The organism is Pantoea sp. GM_Pan_4, from assembly GCF_026541005.1.
In the GTDB taxonomy this organism is placed as follows: Bacteria; Pseudomonadota; Gammaproteobacteria; order Enterobacterales; family Enterobacteriaceae; genus Pantoea; species Pantoea dispersa.
The window spans coordinates 71,607-86,368 of record NZ_JALNUZ010000008.1 but is presented as its reverse complement, the minus strand read 5'-3'; the positions used below and the strand labels follow the sequence as shown (position 1 = coordinate 86,368).

Annotated in this window: 16 protein-coding genes; 7 read left to right on the top strand and 9 right to left on the bottom strand. The window is 57.1% G+C overall.

Annotated features, from left to right (window positions below; translation table 11 throughout):
• Nucleotides 1–174 precede the first annotated feature (174 nt).
• Nucleotides 175–1,077, bottom strand: coding sequence for a CDF family cation-efflux transporter FieF (gene fieF, locus OXR61_RS16445; RefSeq protein WP_021507048.1), 903 nt, complete (start codon nucleotides 1,075–1,077; stop codon nucleotides 175–177).
• A 194-nt stretch (nucleotides 1,078–1,271) separates the two neighbouring features.
• Complete coding sequence (cpxP, locus tag OXR61_RS16440) at nucleotides 1,272–1,784, bottom strand: cell-envelope stress modulator CpxP (protein ID WP_021507049.1); 513 nt, start codon at nucleotides 1,782–1,784, stop codon at nucleotides 1,272–1,274.
• 150 nt (nucleotides 1,785–1,934) lie between these two features.
• Here cpxP and cpxR point away from each other — a divergent pair, with 150 nt between their 5' ends.
• From cpxR to trmL, 3 genes are read left to right on the top strand one after another with little or no spacing between them, the layout of a single operon-like run.
• The gene (gene cpxR / locus OXR61_RS16435; RefSeq protein ID WP_007885339.1) at nucleotides 1,935–2,633 is read left to right on the top strand and encodes an envelope stress response regulator transcription factor CpxR; all 699 of its coding nucleotides are present in this window, start codon (nucleotides 1,935–1,937) and stop codon (nucleotides 2,631–2,633) included.
• Nucleotides 2,630–4,006: an envelope stress sensor histidine kinase CpxA gene (cpxA, locus tag OXR61_RS16430; protein ID WP_031279625.1), complete on the top strand. Its 1,377-nt coding sequence runs from the start codon at nucleotides 2,630–2,632 to the stop codon at nucleotides 4,004–4,006. The genes cpxR and cpxA overlap by 4 nt, the downstream gene beginning before the upstream one ends.
• A gap of 35 nt (nucleotides 4,007–4,041) precedes the next feature.
• Nucleotides 4,042–4,515 carry a tRNA (uridine(34)/cytosine(34)/5-carboxymethylaminomethyluridine(34)-2'-O)-methyltransferase TrmL gene (trmL, locus tag OXR61_RS16425; RefSeq protein WP_021507051.1) on the top strand — a complete coding sequence of 158 codons (474 nt, stop codon included), beginning with the start codon at nucleotides 4,042–4,044 and terminating at the stop codon, nucleotides 4,513–4,515.
• On the opposite strand, the gene cysE is transcribed toward trmL, so the two are convergent.
• From cysE to OXR61_RS16400, 5 genes are all read right to left on the bottom strand, one after another.
• Nucleotides 4,512–5,327 carry a serine O-acetyltransferase gene (gene cysE, locus OXR61_RS16420; RefSeq protein WP_021507052.1) on the bottom strand — a complete coding sequence of 272 codons (816 nt, stop codon included), beginning with the start codon at nucleotides 5,325–5,327 and terminating at the stop codon, nucleotides 4,512–4,514. The two genes, trmL and cysE, sit on opposite strands and share 4 nt — an antisense overlap.
• Before the next feature lie 68 nt (nucleotides 5,328–5,395).
• The gene (gene gpsA / locus OXR61_RS16415) at nucleotides 5,396–6,415 is read right to left on the bottom strand and encodes an NAD(P)H-dependent glycerol-3-phosphate dehydrogenase (protein ID WP_267412409.1); all 1,020 of its coding nucleotides are present in this window, start codon (nucleotides 6,413–6,415) and stop codon (nucleotides 5,396–5,398) included.
• Nucleotides 6,415–6,879, bottom strand: coding sequence for a protein-export chaperone SecB (gene secB, locus OXR61_RS16410; RefSeq protein WP_021507054.1), 465 nt, complete (start codon nucleotides 6,877–6,879; stop codon nucleotides 6,415–6,417). The genes gpsA and secB overlap by 1 nt, the downstream gene beginning before the upstream one ends.
• Nucleotides 6,880–6,919: 40 nt before the next feature.
• Nucleotides 6,920–7,174 carry a glutaredoxin 3 gene (grxC, locus tag OXR61_RS16405; RefSeq protein ID WP_010616518.1) on the bottom strand — a complete coding sequence of 85 codons (255 nt, stop codon included), beginning with the start codon at nucleotides 7,172–7,174 and terminating at the stop codon, nucleotides 6,920–6,922.
• Nucleotides 7,175–7,193: 19 nt separating this feature from the next.
• Entirely contained in the window at nucleotides 7,194–7,625 is a 432-nt protein-coding gene (locus tag OXR61_RS16400) for a rhodanese-like domain-containing protein (protein ID WP_021507055.1), read from the bottom strand.
• A gap of 249 nt (nucleotides 7,626–7,874) precedes the next feature.
• Here OXR61_RS16400 and envC point away from each other — a divergent pair, with 249 nt between their 5' ends.
• From envC to OXR61_RS16380, 4 genes are all read left to right on the top strand, one after another.
• Nucleotides 7,875–9,176: a murein hydrolase activator EnvC gene (gene envC, locus OXR61_RS16395; protein WP_031279626.1), complete on the top strand. Its 1,302-nt coding sequence runs from the start codon at nucleotides 7,875–7,877 to the stop codon at nucleotides 9,174–9,176.
• A 3-nt stretch (nucleotides 9,177–9,179) separates the two neighbouring features.
• A complete protein-coding gene (locus tag OXR61_RS16390; protein ID WP_031279627.1) occupies nucleotides 9,180–10,085 on the top strand; it encodes a divergent polysaccharide deacetylase family protein in 906 nt (301 codons plus the stop codon).
• A 67-nt stretch (nucleotides 10,086–10,152) separates the two neighbouring features.
• Nucleotides 10,153–11,382 (top strand): glycosyltransferase, encoded by a 1,230-nt coding sequence (locus OXR61_RS16385; protein WP_021507058.1) that lies wholly within the window; start codon nucleotides 10,153–10,155, stop codon nucleotides 11,380–11,382.
• Nucleotides 11,375–12,286 carry a hypothetical protein gene (locus OXR61_RS16380; protein ID WP_021507059.1) on the top strand — a complete coding sequence of 304 codons (912 nt, stop codon included), beginning with the start codon at nucleotides 11,375–11,377 and terminating at the stop codon, nucleotides 12,284–12,286. The genes OXR61_RS16385 and OXR61_RS16380 overlap by 8 nt, the downstream gene beginning before the upstream one ends.
• Nucleotides 12,287–12,316: 30 nt before the next feature.
• On the opposite strand, the gene tdh is transcribed toward OXR61_RS16380, so the two are convergent.
• Nucleotides 12,317–13,345, bottom strand: a complete 1,029-nt coding sequence (gene tdh / locus OXR61_RS16375) for an L-threonine 3-dehydrogenase (RefSeq protein WP_021507060.1) — start codon at nucleotides 13,343–13,345, stop codon at nucleotides 12,317–12,319.
• On the bottom strand, nucleotides 13,342–14,553 hold the full coding sequence (locus OXR61_RS16370; RefSeq protein WP_021507061.1) for a glycine C-acetyltransferase: 1,212 nt from the start codon (nucleotides 14,551–14,553) through the stop codon (nucleotides 13,342–13,344). Before OXR61_RS16370 ends, tdh begins: the two co-directional genes overlap by 4 nt.
• Between the last annotated feature and the right edge of the window lie 209 nt (nucleotides 14,554–14,762).

The window sequence follows — 14,762 nt, the reverse complement described above, 5'->3', positions numbered from 1 at the left end:
TTCCTGCCTTTCGACCGGTGTGGACCAGCTCGCGATCGCACGGCTTAATAGTTGCAGATAGTATATCAAAGGCTTGATGCTGAATTGATTCAGGTCAGACAAGTTTTCGCTAATTTTTTACAGAGTTGTTAGCGTTACGTCATTTTTTTCACGCAATACTATGTTTTATAACGGCTAAAACTGAAAAAAACCCTGCTGATTTTGCGGCACGACAGAACAGGGGTCCTGATGAATAATCACATCTGAGCCGGGAAATTTTTGCCGTAATGCCTGCTCAATTTGATCGGCCACCTGATGCGCCTGCACCAGCGGGAGATGATCGTCCATCTCCAGATGAAGCTGAATAAACCGCGTCGGGCCAGACTGCCGCGTACGTAACGCATGGGCACCGCGTACGCCGGGCCAGTGGCTTACCAGCGCGATAATCGCCTGTTTTTCCTGCTCCGGCAACGCACGATCCAGCAGCGACTGCACCGCTTCATAGCCCATGCGCAGCGCGTTATAGAGGATATATACGCCGATGCCGAGCGCAAACAGCGCATCCGCACGCTTGAAACCATAACTGCTTAAGCCCAGCGCCACCAGAATCGCGCCGTTCATCACCACATCCGACTGATAATGCAGCATGTCCGCGCGAATCGCCTGGCTGCGGGTACGCCGCACCACCCAGCGTTGGAAAGCGACCAGCACCAGCGTGGAGCTGAGGGCGATCAGCGTCACTATTATACCCACCAGCGGCGCACGCAGCGTTTCCGGCGTGGCCAGATGCTGCAGCCCGGTAAGAAACAAAAACAGCGCCGATCCGGAGATAAACATGCTTTGCGCCAGTGCCGCCAGCGATTCCGCTTTGCCATGACCAAAGGTGTGATCGTCATCGGCAGGCTGCAATGAATAGCGCACCACCAGCAGATTGGTCAGTGACGCGGCGATATCGACCAGCGAATCCACCAGCGCCGCCAGCACGCTGACCGAACCGGTGTACCACCAGGCGAAAATTTTCACGATCAGCAACAGCGTTGCCAGCGTGGTCGCCGCCAGCGCCGCGCGGTTTACCAGTTTTGCGTAGGAAGGTTCCATGCCTTGCCTCGTCAGGCGCTGCAGCACGCCATGCAGTGGAAAATGGCTCAAGTTTATCACCGTACCGTGCAGACTGCGTGACAGGATAGCGAAACGGATGCAATTTGCCCGCGAATTCAGGGCAAAAAAAACCCCGCCATCATGGCGGGGAAGACAGGGATGGTGTCTATGGCAAGGAAAACAGGGATACTATGTTACTGGTTACTGCTGGTACTACTCACTGCTTGCAGCGGTGATGATGGCTGCAATCCGGAGAGCCGACGCGCTTCATTCAGGCGCCGCTCAAAATTCTTCTGCAATGTCGCTTGCTGTGCAGGCGTTAGCAGGTGATACATCTGATTACGAACCCGGGCCATCTCGATTTGCAGTTCTACCTGCTCGCGGGCCTGTTTCTCTGCCTGCTGGCGGATAGCCGATTCGTTAAATTTGTCTGCAATGACAAGGTCATGCATAGTTTCTATGTCCTGAACGCTTAACACCGGGCGTTCATGGCGCGCTTGCTGCATCAGGTCGCGCATCTGTTGCCGCTGTTGTTCAGTCAGCTCAATGCCATCGAACATGTGGCTTTGCGGATTTTGCGTCATACTGCCTGTCGTCAATCCGCCGTTATGATGCATCTCGTCAATCGTCGTCGTGTCTGCTGCTTCTGCGCTGGCGTGACTGAGAACCATCGCTGAGGCAAAGACGACGGCGGTTAAGTAGCGCATCGTTTACTCCCGGTTCGTTCCGTTTTGCGATTCAACGAGAGCTAGTGTACGGCGACAGCTGCAAACATCCGTCAGGGGGTGTAAAACTACGTAAAGCGTTGGATTGCCACTATAGGAACACGGTATTTTGCCTGCGGAGGGCAACAAAAAATGAATAAAATCCTGTTGGTTGATGACGACCGCGAATTGACTTCGCTGCTTAAAGAACTGCTTGAAATGGAAGGTTTTGAGGTGATTGTCGCCAGCGATGGCGAGCAGGCGCTCAATCTGCTGGACAACACCGTCGACCTGCTTTTGCTCGATGTCATGATGCCGAAGAAGAACGGTATCGACACGTTAAAAGAGCTACGCCAGCAACATCAAACCCCTGTCATCATGCTGACCGCCCGCGGTAGCGAGCTGGACCGCGTTCTGGGCCTGGAACTGGGCGCGGATGACTATCTGCCAAAGCCGTTCAACGATCGCGAACTGGTGGCGCGTATCCGTGCGATTCTGCGCCGTTCCAACTGGAGCGAACAGCAGCAACAGCACGATAACAGCTCACCGACGCTGGAAGTGGATTGCCTGCGCCTGAATCCGGGCCGTCAGGAAGCCAGCTTCGACAGCGAAACGCTGGATCTCACCGGCACCGAGTTCACCCTGCTCTACTTACTGGCGCAGCATCTTGGCCAGGTGGTGTCACGCGAGCATCTCAGCCAGGAAGTGCTGGGCAAGCGCCTGACGCCGTTTGACCGCGCTATTGATATGCACATCTCTAACCTGCGTCGTAAGCTGCCGGAACGTCGTGATGGTCATCCGTGGTTCAAAACTCTGCGCGGACGCGGCTATCTGATGGTTTCGGCATCATGATTGGAAGTTTGACTACCCGCATCTTCGCCATCTTCTGGCTCACCCTGGCGCTGGTGTTGATGCTGGTACTGATGGTGCCCAAACTCGATTCGCGCCAGATGACCTCACTGATGGAGAGCGAACAGCGCCAGGGTACCATGATTGAGCAACACGTTGAGGCGGAGCTGTCACAGGATCCGCCCAACGACCTGATGTGGTGGCGCCGGCTGTTTCGCGCCATCGACAAATGGGCACCGCCCGGTCAGCGCCTGCTGCTGGTGACCAGCGAAGGACGGGTGATCGGTGCGCAGCACAATGAAATGCAGGTGATCCGCAACTTTATCGGCCAGTCTGATAATGCCGATCATCCGCAGAAGAAAAAGTATGGCCGCGTCGAGATGGTCGGTCCCTTCGCGGTGCGCGACGGCGAAGACAATTACCAGCTGTATCTGATCCGTCCCGCCACCAGTTCCCAGCTCGATTTCGTCAACCTGCTGTTTGACCGTCCTCTGCTGCTGCTCATCGTCACGATGTTAATCAGCTCACCGCTGCTGCTGTGGCTGGCGTGGAGCCTGGCGCGTCCGGCACGCAAACTAAAACATGCCGCGGATGAAGTGGCTAGCGGAAATTTGCGTCAGCATCCGGAACTGGAATCGGGCCCGCAGGAATTTCTCGCTGCCGGCTCCAGTTTCAACCAGATGGTGAGCGCGCTCGAACGCATGATGACGGCACAGCAGCGTCTGCTGTCGGATATCAGCCATGAATTACGCACGCCGCTGACGCGTCTGCAGCTGGCGACGGCGCTACTGCGCCGGCGTCATGGCGAAGGCAAAGAGCTGGAGCGCATTGAGACCGAAGCGCAGCGTCTGGACGGCATGATCAACGACTTGCTGGTACTGTCGCGCACCCAGCACAAGAACGCGCTGGTGAGCGAAGCGATGAAGGCCAACCAGCTGTGGAATGGCGTGCTGGAAGATGCCAAATTCGAAGCGGAGCAGATGGGTAAAACCATGGACGTGCCCTATCCGCCCGGTCCATGGCCGCTGTACGGCAACCCGCATGCGCTGGAAAGCGCGCTGGAGAACATTGTGCGTAACGCGCTGCGCTATTCACACACGCACATCAGCGTTAGCTTTGCGGTGGATATTCAGGGCATTACCGTGCACGTGGACGACGACGGTCCCGGCGTCAGCCCGGAAGATCGCGAGCAGATTTTCCGTCCGTTCTACCGCACCGATGAAGCGCGTGACCGTGAATCCGGCGGCACCGGGCTCGGGCTGGCGATTGTCGAAACCGCCGTGCAACAGCACCGCGGCTGGGTGAAAGCCGATGACAGCCCGTTAGGCGGTCTGCGCCTGACGCTGTGGCTGCCGCTGTACTCCGCCCGGCAATAATTTGCTATGCTGCGGCCCTCGTTTCCGGGGGCCTTATGCTAAACATCGTCTTATTTGAACCTGAAATCCCGCCAAATACCGGCAACATCATCCGCCTGTGCGCCAATACCGGCTTTCAGCTGCACCTGATTGAGCCGTTAGGCTTCGCCTGGGATGATAAACGCCTGCGCCGCGCCGGACTGGATTACCATGAATATACCGCGCTGAAAAAGCACGCCAGCTATGCCGCTTTTCTGGCGGCGGAAGCGCCACAGCGCTTATTCGCGCTGACCACCAAAGGCACACCGGCGCACAGCGCCGTCAGCTATCAGCCGGGCGACTATCTGCTGTTTGGCCCGGAGAGCCGTGGCTTACCGCCAGAAATTCTTAATGCGTTGCCGGCAGAACAAAAGATCCGCATTCCGATGCGCGCGGAGAGCCGCAGCATGAACCTGTCGAATGCGGTTTCAGTGGTGGTGTATGAGGCGTGGCGCCAGCTGGATTATGCGGGCGCGTTGATCAAAGGCTAGATGCCGTCGCCGTACTCAAACCCGGCGCCGGTGAAGTGCTGATCCATATCCATCGACGGTTTGTCACTGGCTGGTTTGCCGACAATACGCGCCGGCACGCCGGCTGCCGTGGTATGGGGCGGCACCGGCTGCAAGACCACCGAACCGGCGCCGATTTTGGCACCGCGCCCGACTTCAATATTGCCAAGGATTTTGGCCCCCGCGCCAATCATCACCCCTTCACGGATCTTCGGATGGCGATCGCCGCTGGTTTTACCGGTACCGCCCAGCGTGACCGACTGCAGAATGGAGACGTCATTTTCCACCACAGCCGTTTCACCAATCACGATGCCGGTGGCGTGATCCAGCATGATGCCACGCCCGATGCGCGCCGCCGGATGAATATCCACGGCGAATGAGACCGAGATTTCGTTTTGCAGATACACCGCCAGCGCGCGCCGTCCCTCTTTCCACAGCCAGTGGCCAATACGGTACGCCTGCAGCGCGTGGAAACCTTTCAGATAGAGTAACGGCGTGGAATATTTGTCGACCGCCGGATCGCGCTGACGCACCGCCTGAATATCGTACGCGGCCGAGACAATCATCTCAGGATCCTGACGATAGGCTTCTTCAACAATTTCGCGTATGGCAATAGCGGGCATGATCGGGTTAGCGAGCTTGTTAGCCAGCATGTAGCTGAGCGCGCTGCCAAGATTTTCGTGCTTGAGCAAGGTCGCATGGTAAAAACTGGCCAGCATCGGTTCACAATCGGCCAGCGCTCTGGCTTCGGCTTTGATATGGTTCCAGACCAGTTCTAACTCTTCAGACGACATTGCTGTTTGCTCCCGATAAAAAAGCGCCCGATTAGGCGCTACAGGTGATAATGCTTAAGCATCCTGCTTTAGCTTTGGCTGTTCTCGTCCTTCCTTGTACGACCAAGCAGGCTCAATGCTGCCTCTCGCGCCGATTTTTCGCAATATAATACCTGATAAATTTGCTCGGTTATTGGCATTTCCACGCCCACATGCGCAGCTAACGCTTTGACTTCTTTCGTGTTTCTGTAGCCTTCTACAACTTGTCCGATAATGCGTTGCGCCTCATCCACGCTTTCGCCCTGCCCCAGCATCATGCCGAAACGGCGGTTGCGCGACTGATTATCAGTACAGGTCAGCACCAGATCGCCAAGACCCGCCATGCCCATAAAGGTCGTCGGATCGGCACCCAGCGCAGCACCGAGACGGCTCATCTCCGCCAGACCGCGGGTGATGAGTGCCGTACGCGCGTTGGCGCCAAAGCCAATGCCGTCGGAGATCCCGGCACCAATCGCAATGACGTTTTTCACTGCGCCGCCCAGCTGCACGCCGATGAAGTCCGGATTGTTGTAAACGCGGAAGCTTTTGCCGCAGTGCAGCTTTTGCTGCAGATCGTCGGCAAACTGCGCGTCAGTGGCCGCCAGCGCAATCGCCGTCGGCAAACCGGCCGCCAGCTCTTTGGCAAAGGTCGGGCCGGAAATCACCGCCAGCGGAATGCTGTCGCCGAGGATTTCACGCGCCACATCCTGCAGCAGCCGTCCGGTCTCTTTTTCCAGTCCTTTGGTCGCCCAGACAATGCGTGAGTCGGCACGCAGCAGCGGTTTGAGCTGCATCAGCACATCGCCGAACACATGGCTTGGCACCACCACCAGCAGATCGCGGCTGGCGCTGACGACGCGGGCCAGATCGGCTTCAGGAACGAGATTATCGGGGAAAGGAACATCGGGCAGGAAAGCGGTATTGCATCGGTCAGCCTGCAGCTGCGCCACGCTTTGCGGATTGTGGCCCCACAGCAGCACCGGGTGGCCATTACGGGCCAGCATAATGGCCAGTGCGGTGCCGTACGAGCCGGCACCGATGACGCTAATCGAAGCGTTGAGTGTAGTCATCAGGCATCCTGACGTGGCGCTTCGCCTTCACCCTGCTGCTGCAGATAATTCATGAACAGCGCATCAAAGTTGACCGGCGCCAGATTGAGCTGAGGGAAGGTACCGCGTGACACCAGGCTGGTGACACATTCACGCGCATACGGGAACAGAATGTTCGGGCAGTAAGCGCCGAGGCAATGTGCCATCTGCGTGCCTTCGATACCGCTGATGGTGAAGATACCGGCCTGCTGTACTTCGCACAGGAACGCGGTGTCTTCGCCCACGGTGGCGGTGACAGTAACGCGCAGCACGACTTCATACACTTCATCCGCCAGCTGAGAAGAGGCGGTGTCCAGATCCAGCTTCACTTCCGGTTCCCACTCTTTCTGGAAAACCTGAGGTGCGTTTGGCGCTTCAAATGAGACGTCTTTGGTGTAAACGCGTTGAATCTGGAACTGCATTTCGTTGCTGCTATGCTCTGACATGTTACTGAATCCTTTAAGTGAAAATTGTCGGTCGAAAATGTTATGCGCGGAGCAAGGGATCGAGTCCCTGACGCCCGTCCAGCGCGTAGAGATCGTCACAGCCGCCAATGTGCTGCGCGTCAATAAAGATCTGTGGCACCGTGGTGCGGCCGCTGCGTTTGATCATCTCTTCGCGCTTTACCGCGTCCCCATCAATGGGAATCTCTTGGTATGACACGCCTTTTTGATCCAGCAACGCCTTCGCCCGGTGGCAGTAAGGACAGGTCACTTTGGTATAAATCTCAACATTAGCCATGCGGTGATACCTCAGGAAGTTATTTACCGCGAACCAGCGGCAGGTTTTCGCCACTCCAGCCGCTCACACCATCTTTCAGCACGGTCACTTTGTCAAAACCCGCTGCGCTAAGGGTAGCTGCCGGTTCTGCGGCGCTCTGGCCGGTGGCACATACCACAATTATGGGCTGCGACTTGTGCTTTTCCAGCTCGCCGAAGCTGCCTTTTTTGATATCGGCTGCGGCGACGTTAATAGCCCCTGAAATGTGTCCTTTGCGATAGTCGTCGCGTGAACGAACGTCTACCACCACCGCGTCCTCTTTATTGATCAGGTGGGTTGCTTCACCACGGCTGATGGTTTTTACCTTAGAGAACATGCCTTTAACGGTGGTTACAATCACCAGAATAAGTAAAGCGACCCATGCCAGACTAAGGATGGGGTGATTGCTTGCAAACTGCATAATTTCTTGCATGAGGGGTAACGACTCCAGACCGGGGCTAATAAGCTAAAACAAGGGTTCTGAGTATACCTGCGCCACTTCGCATGTACAGTCGCGAAGCGGGCAGAGTTACGATTTGTGCGTCATTTTCCAAAAAAAGTGTTCTAATCGCAAAATTGAGACAATCTTTATCCCGGTAAGCTGTGGCCGACATCTTTCGTAAAGCAAAACCCGGCCGGGATAACTGGTAAGCGGCTGTTCATCGTGGAATAATTATCGACTATGAAGGGAAAAGCGACCGTTACACACACAAGGACCCGTTACAACGACCCGGCATCTCCGTTGTCATTTCGCTGGTCCGATATCTCCCTCAGCCTGCTTTGTGCGGGTGCGTTGCTGTTGCCCGTCGCCGCGCATAGCGCCGATGACAGCAAAACGCAGCTAAAGTCCATTCAGCAGGACATCGCCGAAAAAGAGAAAAGCGTTAAAGCGCAGAAGCTGCAGCGCAGTAAGCTGCTCGATCAGCTGCAGAGTCAGGAAAAAGTGATTGCCCAGGCCAGTCGCCAGCTGCGTGAAACCCGCAATAGCCTGAGCGCGCTGAACGGCGAAATCGCCCAAACCACCGCCGCCATTGCCCGGCTGGAAAAGCAGCAGGCACAGCAGGAAAAACTGCTGGCGCAGCAGCTGGATGCCGCGTTTCGTCAGGGCCAGCACAACGGCGTGCAGCTGCTGCTCGGCGGTGAAGAAGCACAGCGCAGCGAACGTATTCTGGCCTATTTTGGCTACCTCAATGCCGCCCGGCAGAAAAATATCGATGAGCTTAAGCAGACTCAGCAGGAACTGGCGCAGCAGCGTCAGGCGCTGCAGGGCAAGCAGGAGCAGCAAAAGTCGCTGTTAGCGCAGCAGCAGACGCAACAGAACAAACTGGAAACCGCCAGCGCCGCACGCAAGAAAACGCTGTCCGCACTGGAGAGCGCGCTGGAGAAAGACCAGGCCGATCTGGTCGAGATGCGTCAGAACGAAAGCCGCCTGCAGGACAAAATCGCCAAGGCCGAACGTGAGGCGCGCGAACGGGCGCAACGCGAAGCGCGCGAGGCGGAAAAAGTGCGCCAGCGTCAGGCCCAGGCAAAAGCCAAAGGCTCCAGCTATTCCCCTACGCAAAGCGAGCGCGAGCTGATGGCGCGCACCGGCGGCCTTGGCCGGCCGGGCGGACAGGCCATCTGGCCAGTGCGCGGTCGCATTGAACATCGCTTTGGTGAAGCAATGCAGGGCGAACTGCGCTGGAAAGGTCTGGTGATTGATGCGCCGGAAGGCACTGAAGTCAAAGCCATTGCTGATGGTCGCGTGCTGATGGCCGACTGGCTGCAAGGCTACGGCCTGGTTGTGGTCGTCGAACACGGTAAAGGCGATATGAGCCTTTATGGCTACAATCAGAGCGCGTTGGTGAGCGTCGGTGCGCAGGTGAAGGCAGGACAGCCTATCGCCCTCGTGGGCACCAGCGGCGGCCGCGGCACGCCCTCGCTCTACTTTGAAATTCGTCGTCAGGGACAGGCCGTCAACCCACTGCCGTGGTTAGGAAGATAAGTGTTGTTTCAGTCCCAAAAGCTTAGCGCCGCCCTGTGCGGGCTGTTTTTAACCTTTGCCGCCCATGCGGGAAAACTGGCTATCGTCATTGACGACTTCGGCTACCGCCCGGCTGAAGAGAATAAAGTGCTGCAGATGCCTGCCGCGATTTCTGTAGCGGTGCTACCCAACGCGCCTCATGCGCGTGATATGGCAACCAAAGCGCATCAGGGCGGTCATGAAGTGCTGATTCACCTACCGATGGCGCCGCTGAGCAAACAGCCGCTGGAGAAGGACACGCTGACGCCGGAGATGAGCAGCGAAGAGATCGCGCGCATCGTGCGTGAAGCCAGCAACAAAGTGCCGTATGCGGTTGGCCTGAACAACCATATGGGCAGCAAAATGACCTCCAGCCTGCCCGGCATGCAGAAAGTGATGCAGGTGCTCAATCACTACAACTACTACTTCCTCGATAGCATGACCATTGGCAACAGCCAGTCGGTTCCGGCCGCGCAGGGCACGCAGGTTAAGGTGCTGAAGCGGCGCGTATTCCTCGACGACAGCCAGAATGAAGCGGCGATTCGCACCCAGTTCACCCGCGCAGTGAAGCTGGCACAGCGTGATGGCTACGCTATCGCCATTGGCCATCCGCATCCCACCACGGTACGGGTGTTGCAGCAGATGTTGCCGACGCTACCGGGCGATATCACCCTGGTCCGCCCCAGCCAGTTGCTCAACGAACCGCTGCGCCAGGGCGCTACGCCGCCGGCCAGCACGCCGGTGAAACCGCGTACCCCGGTATTCCGTGCGCCTGGCGTGTGTAAGCCGGGCCAGCCGCTGCCTGCCGTACCGCAGAGTCGTGCGGTGGAGGTGGTGACAGAGAGCATTACCGGCAGTCCACTCGTGCAGTCGCTTAAACAGCTATTCTGATTATCAGGCGCAGCGTGCTGCGCCTTATTTAACGCCACACCTTTTCCGCGCAAGGATATCGGAACAGATGACGTCAACCAGAAAGAAAATTCTGCTGCTGGATACCGGGCGCGAATGGGGCGGTGGTACCAACAGCATGCTGGAATTACTCAAGCGCATCGATCGCCAGCGTTTCGCTATTACCTGCTGTTTTTATCAGAATTATGCGCGTGGCAATCAGGAGACCATTGCCTCGGTATTAGACGCGATCGGCATTCCGGTGATATTTATTGCGCAGCGCCGCCAGCCGCTCTGGGCAAAAATCACCAAAGAGTTGCTGCGCACCCTGCTGTTTTTTAACCGCGCGGTGAAAAAAAGCGCCATCGACCACATCGATCGCCAGTGGCGCATGCAGCCTAACGCCCGCCAAATCGCGACGATTTTACGCGACGGTGGCTATGATGCGCTGTACATGAATAATCAGCCCAGCACCAACGTTGAAGGCTATCTCGCCGCTGAACAGACTCACGTGGCGTTAATTCAGCACTGCCGCATTGACCCGTTACTCAATAATGCGCTGGTCAACATGATTAATCGGCATTGTGATGCGGTGATTGCCGTGTCACAGGGCGTACACCGCACCTTAAGCGAAAGCGGTGTTGATGCGCAGCGCTGCTTTACCGTATCCAACGCTATCGATATTCATCAGCCGCTGCCGGTGCGTGAGGCGGTGCGTCAGCGCTTTGATTATCCCGCGGATACCTTTATTTTCGGCTCCATCGGTTCCCTGATTGCGCGTAAATCCAACCATCATATTTTGCAGGCGCTAGGTGCATTCAGCCGCGCGCATCCTGCCGCTAAATGGAAAATGGTGATCGTCGGTGCCGGCCCGGAGCAGCAGCACTTACAGCAGCTGGCACAAAAAGAAGGGATTGCCGCGCAGGTTATTTTTACCGGCTTTCAAAATAACGCGCTGGATTATCTGGCGGCATTCGATACGTTTATTCTCGCCTCAGCCAGTGAAGGGCTGCCGCGCGTGGTGCTGGAAGCGATGCTGGTGAATACGGCGGTGATAGGTTCGAATGTCGTCGGTACGTCGGAATTAATTCAACACCGCGAGACCGGTTTACTGTTTGACTATGGCAATACGCAACAGCTTAGTCAGCATCTTAGCGCGCTGTGGCAGGATACTGTACTGCGTCAGCGTTTAATCGCCGCCGCCGCCGCCCGGGTGCGCGAGCGCTACAGCATTGAACATTACGTGTCGGGCGTGGAAAACATTCTGGAAAACGTCATGGAGAGAAAAAAGCATGTTTGATTTTTTAAATAAACACCGTCGCTATATTCTCTCGCGCCACAACATTCCCGCCACGCAGGCGGATGCGCAGGGCACAATTGCCGTCAGTTCTGTGGTCATTCCCTGTACCGGCGCTGATTACATTGAAGAAGCGGTGCTCAGCGCTTATTTTGCCAGCCGCTGCGCCGACACCATCAGCGAAATTGTCATCGTCAGCGATCAGCCTTCCAGCGCTTTTCCGCCGCTGCCGGCACGCGTGCGCGTGGTGACGCTGGAAGTGCCGTTTCGAGAAGAAAACTACCGTTATAAACAGATCTACCGCAGCCGCCTGATAAAACTTCAGGCCCCCTTGCAGGCGACCGGTGAAGGTATATTGATGATCGATTCCGATCTCAATTTATTGAAAACGCCGGATATTGCGATGCGTGAGCATCATCTGTATAGCAGCTTCCGTCAGGGCAAGATGATCGCCAAACTGGCCGGCGCACCAGAAGAACATATTCCGGCCTATTACCACCACACCGTTCGCCCTTATTTGCAGGATCACGTGAATGGCGCCTACCTGGCGGCCTCCCGTCGCACATGGCAGCGTATTTGTCCGCTGTGGCTGACGTTATTTAATGATACCTGGGAATTGATGAACGACGACCAGCCGCCAACCGATCAGCTACCGCTCGCTGCCCTGCTCGACCTGCTGGATGTCCGCACGGTCAATCTGGGCGAATGGGCTAACTGGCCGGTGTCGAAACGCATTGGTGGTCAGTCGGCCGTGATTCCACCGCAGGTGATTGGCGCGCATGGCGGCTTTCCCTTAAGTGAATGGCAAAAATATTTGCAGGATCCGCACCAGCCGCTGAGCTTCAAAGGCCAGGACTACACGCGAAAGGTGCGTTACCTGACCGATGCGGAAAAACAGCAATCCTGAGCGTCACCGGCCCGCAGGCCGGTGTGTCGTTTAATCCCAGCTCAGCACCACTTTGCCTGAACGCCCGGAACGCATCTCGTCGAAGCCCTGCTGGAAGTCGTCGATGTGATAGCGATGCGTGATGATTGGGGTCAGATCGAGGCCGGACTGAATCAGCGCGGCCATTTTGTACCAGGTTTCAAACATCTCACGGCCGTAAATCCCCTTGATAAACAGCCCCTTGAAGATAACCTGATTCCAGTCAATCGACATCTCACCCGGCGGAATGCCCAGCAGCGCAATGCGTCCGCCGTGATTCATGGTCTCCAGCAGGGTACGAAACGCCGGCGGCGCGCCGGACATCTCCAGTCCGACATCAAAGCCTTCGGTCATCCCCAGTTCCGTCATCACCTCGCGCAGATTCTGCTGCGCCACGTTGACCGCGCGCGTCACGCCCATTTCACGCGCCAGCCCGAGGCGATACTCATTGATGTCAGTGATCACCACGTTTCGCGCGCCGACGTGCTTACACACCGATGCCGCCATAATGCCAATCGGTCCGGCACCGGAGATCAGCACATCTTCTCCCACCAAATCAAACGAGAGCGCGGTATGCACCGCGTTACCGAATGGATCGAAAATCGCCGCCAGCTCGTCGGAAATATTGTCGGGAATTTTGAACGCGTTAAACGCCGGGATCACCAGATATTCAGCGAAGCAGCCCTGACGATTAACCCCGACACCCACGGTATTACGGCATAAATGGGTACGGCCGGCGCGACAGTTGCGGCAGTGGCCGCAGGTGATGTGACCTTCACCCGATACGCGATCGCCGATGGCGAACCCCTTCACTTCCTGACCGATACCGACCACTTCGCCCACGTATTCGTGGCCGGTGATCATCGGCACCGGAATGGTTTTGCGCGACCAGTCGTCCCAGTTATAGATGTGCACATCGGTGCCACAAATGGCGGTTTTGCGGATTTTAATCAGCAGATCGTTATGACCGGGCTCCGGCACCGGCGCGTCGTGCACCATCCAGATCCCCTCTTCCGCTTTCAGTTTAGCCAATGCTTTCATCCGTTGGCTCCTGCAGTGATAACCTCTAACTGTTGTCCGATGCGCGTGAAGGCCGCCACCGCGTGCTCCAGTTGCGCCTGAGTGTGGCCGGCAGAAATCTGCGTGCGAATGCGCGCCTGGCCCTGCGGCACCACCGGATAGAAGAAGCCGGTAACGTAGATGCCTTCCTGCTGGAGCAGGCTGGCAAACTGCTGCGCCACTTTGGCATCGCCCAGCATCACCGGAATGATGGCGTGATCGGCACCGGCCAGCGTAAAGCCCGCGGCGGTCATTTTTTCCCGGAAGAAGCGGGCGTTTTCCCACAGCCGCTGCCGCAGCCCATCGCCTTCGTTCAGCAGATCCAGCACGCGCAGCGACGCGGCCACAATCGCCGGTGCCAGCGAGTTAGAGAACAGATAAGGGCGCGAGCGCTGACGCAGCCATTCAACCACCTCGCGTTTTGCCGCCACGTAACCGCCGGACGCGCCACCCAGCGCTTTACCCAGCGTGCCGGTCAGAATATCCACGCGATCCATCACGCCGCAGTATTCATGCGTGCCGCGTCCGCTTGCGCCGACAAAGCCTACCGCGTGCGAGTCATCCACCATCACCAGCGCATTAAACTCATCGGCCAGGTCGCAAATGCCCTGCAGGTTAGCGATCACGCCATCCATGGAGAACACGCCGTCGGTGGCAATCAGCAGATGGCGCGCCCCCTTGTCGCGGGCCTCCTGCAGGCGCGCGCGCAGCTCAGCCATATCATTGTTGGCGTAACGATAGCGCTGGGCTTTGCACAGGCGGATGCCGTCGATGATCGACGCATGGTTGAGCGCATCCGAGATAATCGCGTCTTCCGCGCCCAGCAGGGTCTCAAACAGCCCGCCGTTGGCGTCGAAGCAGGAGGAGAACAGGATAGCTTCTTCCATGCCGAGGAACTCCGCCAGCCGGCGCTCCAGCAGCTGATGGCTGTCCTGCGTGCCGCAGATAAAACGCACCGACGCCATGCCAAAACCATGCGTGTCCATGCCGTCTTTGGCGGCCTGAATCAGCGCCGGATGGTTCGCAAGGCCGAGATAGTTATTGGCGCAGAAGTTAATCACCGGCGGGCTATTGGCGACGTTGATTTCCGCCTGCTGCGCCGAGGTCAGGGTGCGCTCCTGTTTGAACAATCCGTCCTGCCGCGTTGTCTCAAGCTGTTGCCGGATTTGTGAATAGAACTGATCGGACATGATTCTGCTCCTCAGATAGCAAAATTTTGGCACATATTACTGATCGAAAAGCGAATGGACGACAATTCAGCCAGGGAAATCTCCGTTTTGCAGCATAGTTCACGCGGCGCGCAGGATTTGTGCAGCGCGATCGGCGTCATCTGGCTGTCCGCATCGGGCTGAAATGTTATGATGTTAGGTATTCGTGCGTGAAACCTCCTGTTTCACCC

What these genes read in the sequence shown, in the direction of transcription:
- fieF (WP_021507048.1), bottom strand. Translation starts at nt 1,077, where the DNA reads ATGGAACCTTCCTACGCAAAACTGGTAAACCGCGCGGCGCTGGCGGCG.
- cpxP (WP_021507049.1), bottom strand. Translation starts at nt 1,784, where the DNA reads ATGCGCTACTTAACCGCCGTCGTCTTTGCCTCAGCGATGGTTCTCAGT.
- cpxR (WP_007885339.1), top strand. Translation starts at nt 1,935, where the DNA reads ATGAATAAAATCCTGTTGGTTGATGACGACCGCGAATTGACTTCGCTG.
- cpxA (WP_031279625.1), top strand. Translation starts at nt 2,630, where the DNA reads ATGATTGGAAGTTTGACTACCCGCATCTTCGCCATCTTCTGGCTCACC.
- trmL (WP_021507051.1), top strand. Translation starts at nt 4,042, where the DNA reads ATGCTAAACATCGTCTTATTTGAACCTGAAATCCCGCCAAATACCGGC.
- cysE (WP_021507052.1), bottom strand. Translation starts at nt 5,327, where the DNA reads ATGTCGTCTGAAGAGTTAGAACTGGTCTGGAACCATATCAAAGCCGAA.
- gpsA (WP_267412409.1), bottom strand. Translation starts at nt 6,415, where the DNA reads ATGACTACACTCAACGCTTCGATTAGCGTCATCGGTGCCGGCTCGTAC.
- secB (WP_021507054.1), bottom strand. Translation starts at nt 6,879, where the DNA reads ATGTCAGAGCATAGCAGCAACGAAATGCAGTTCCAGATTCAACGCGTT.
- grxC (WP_010616518.1), bottom strand. Translation starts at nt 7,174, where the DNA reads ATGGCTAATGTTGAGATTTATACCAAAGTGACCTGTCCTTACTGCCAC.
- OXR61_RS16400 (WP_021507055.1), bottom strand. Translation starts at nt 7,625, where the DNA reads ATGCAAGAAATTATGCAGTTTGCAAGCAATCACCCCATCCTTAGTCTG.
- envC (WP_031279626.1), top strand. Translation starts at nt 7,875, where the DNA reads ATGAAGGGAAAAGCGACCGTTACACACACAAGGACCCGTTACAACGAC.
- OXR61_RS16385 (WP_021507058.1), top strand. Translation starts at nt 10,153, where the DNA reads ATGACGTCAACCAGAAAGAAAATTCTGCTGCTGGATACCGGGCGCGAA.
- OXR61_RS16380 (WP_021507059.1), top strand. Translation starts at nt 11,375, where the DNA reads ATGTTTGATTTTTTAAATAAACACCGTCGCTATATTCTCTCGCGCCAC.
- tdh (WP_021507060.1), bottom strand. Translation starts at nt 13,345, where the DNA reads ATGAAAGCATTGGCTAAACTGAAAGCGGAAGAGGGGATCTGGATGGTG.
- OXR61_RS16370 (WP_021507061.1), bottom strand. Translation starts at nt 14,553, where the DNA reads ATGTCCGATCAGTTCTATTCACAAATCCGGCAACAGCTTGAGACAACG.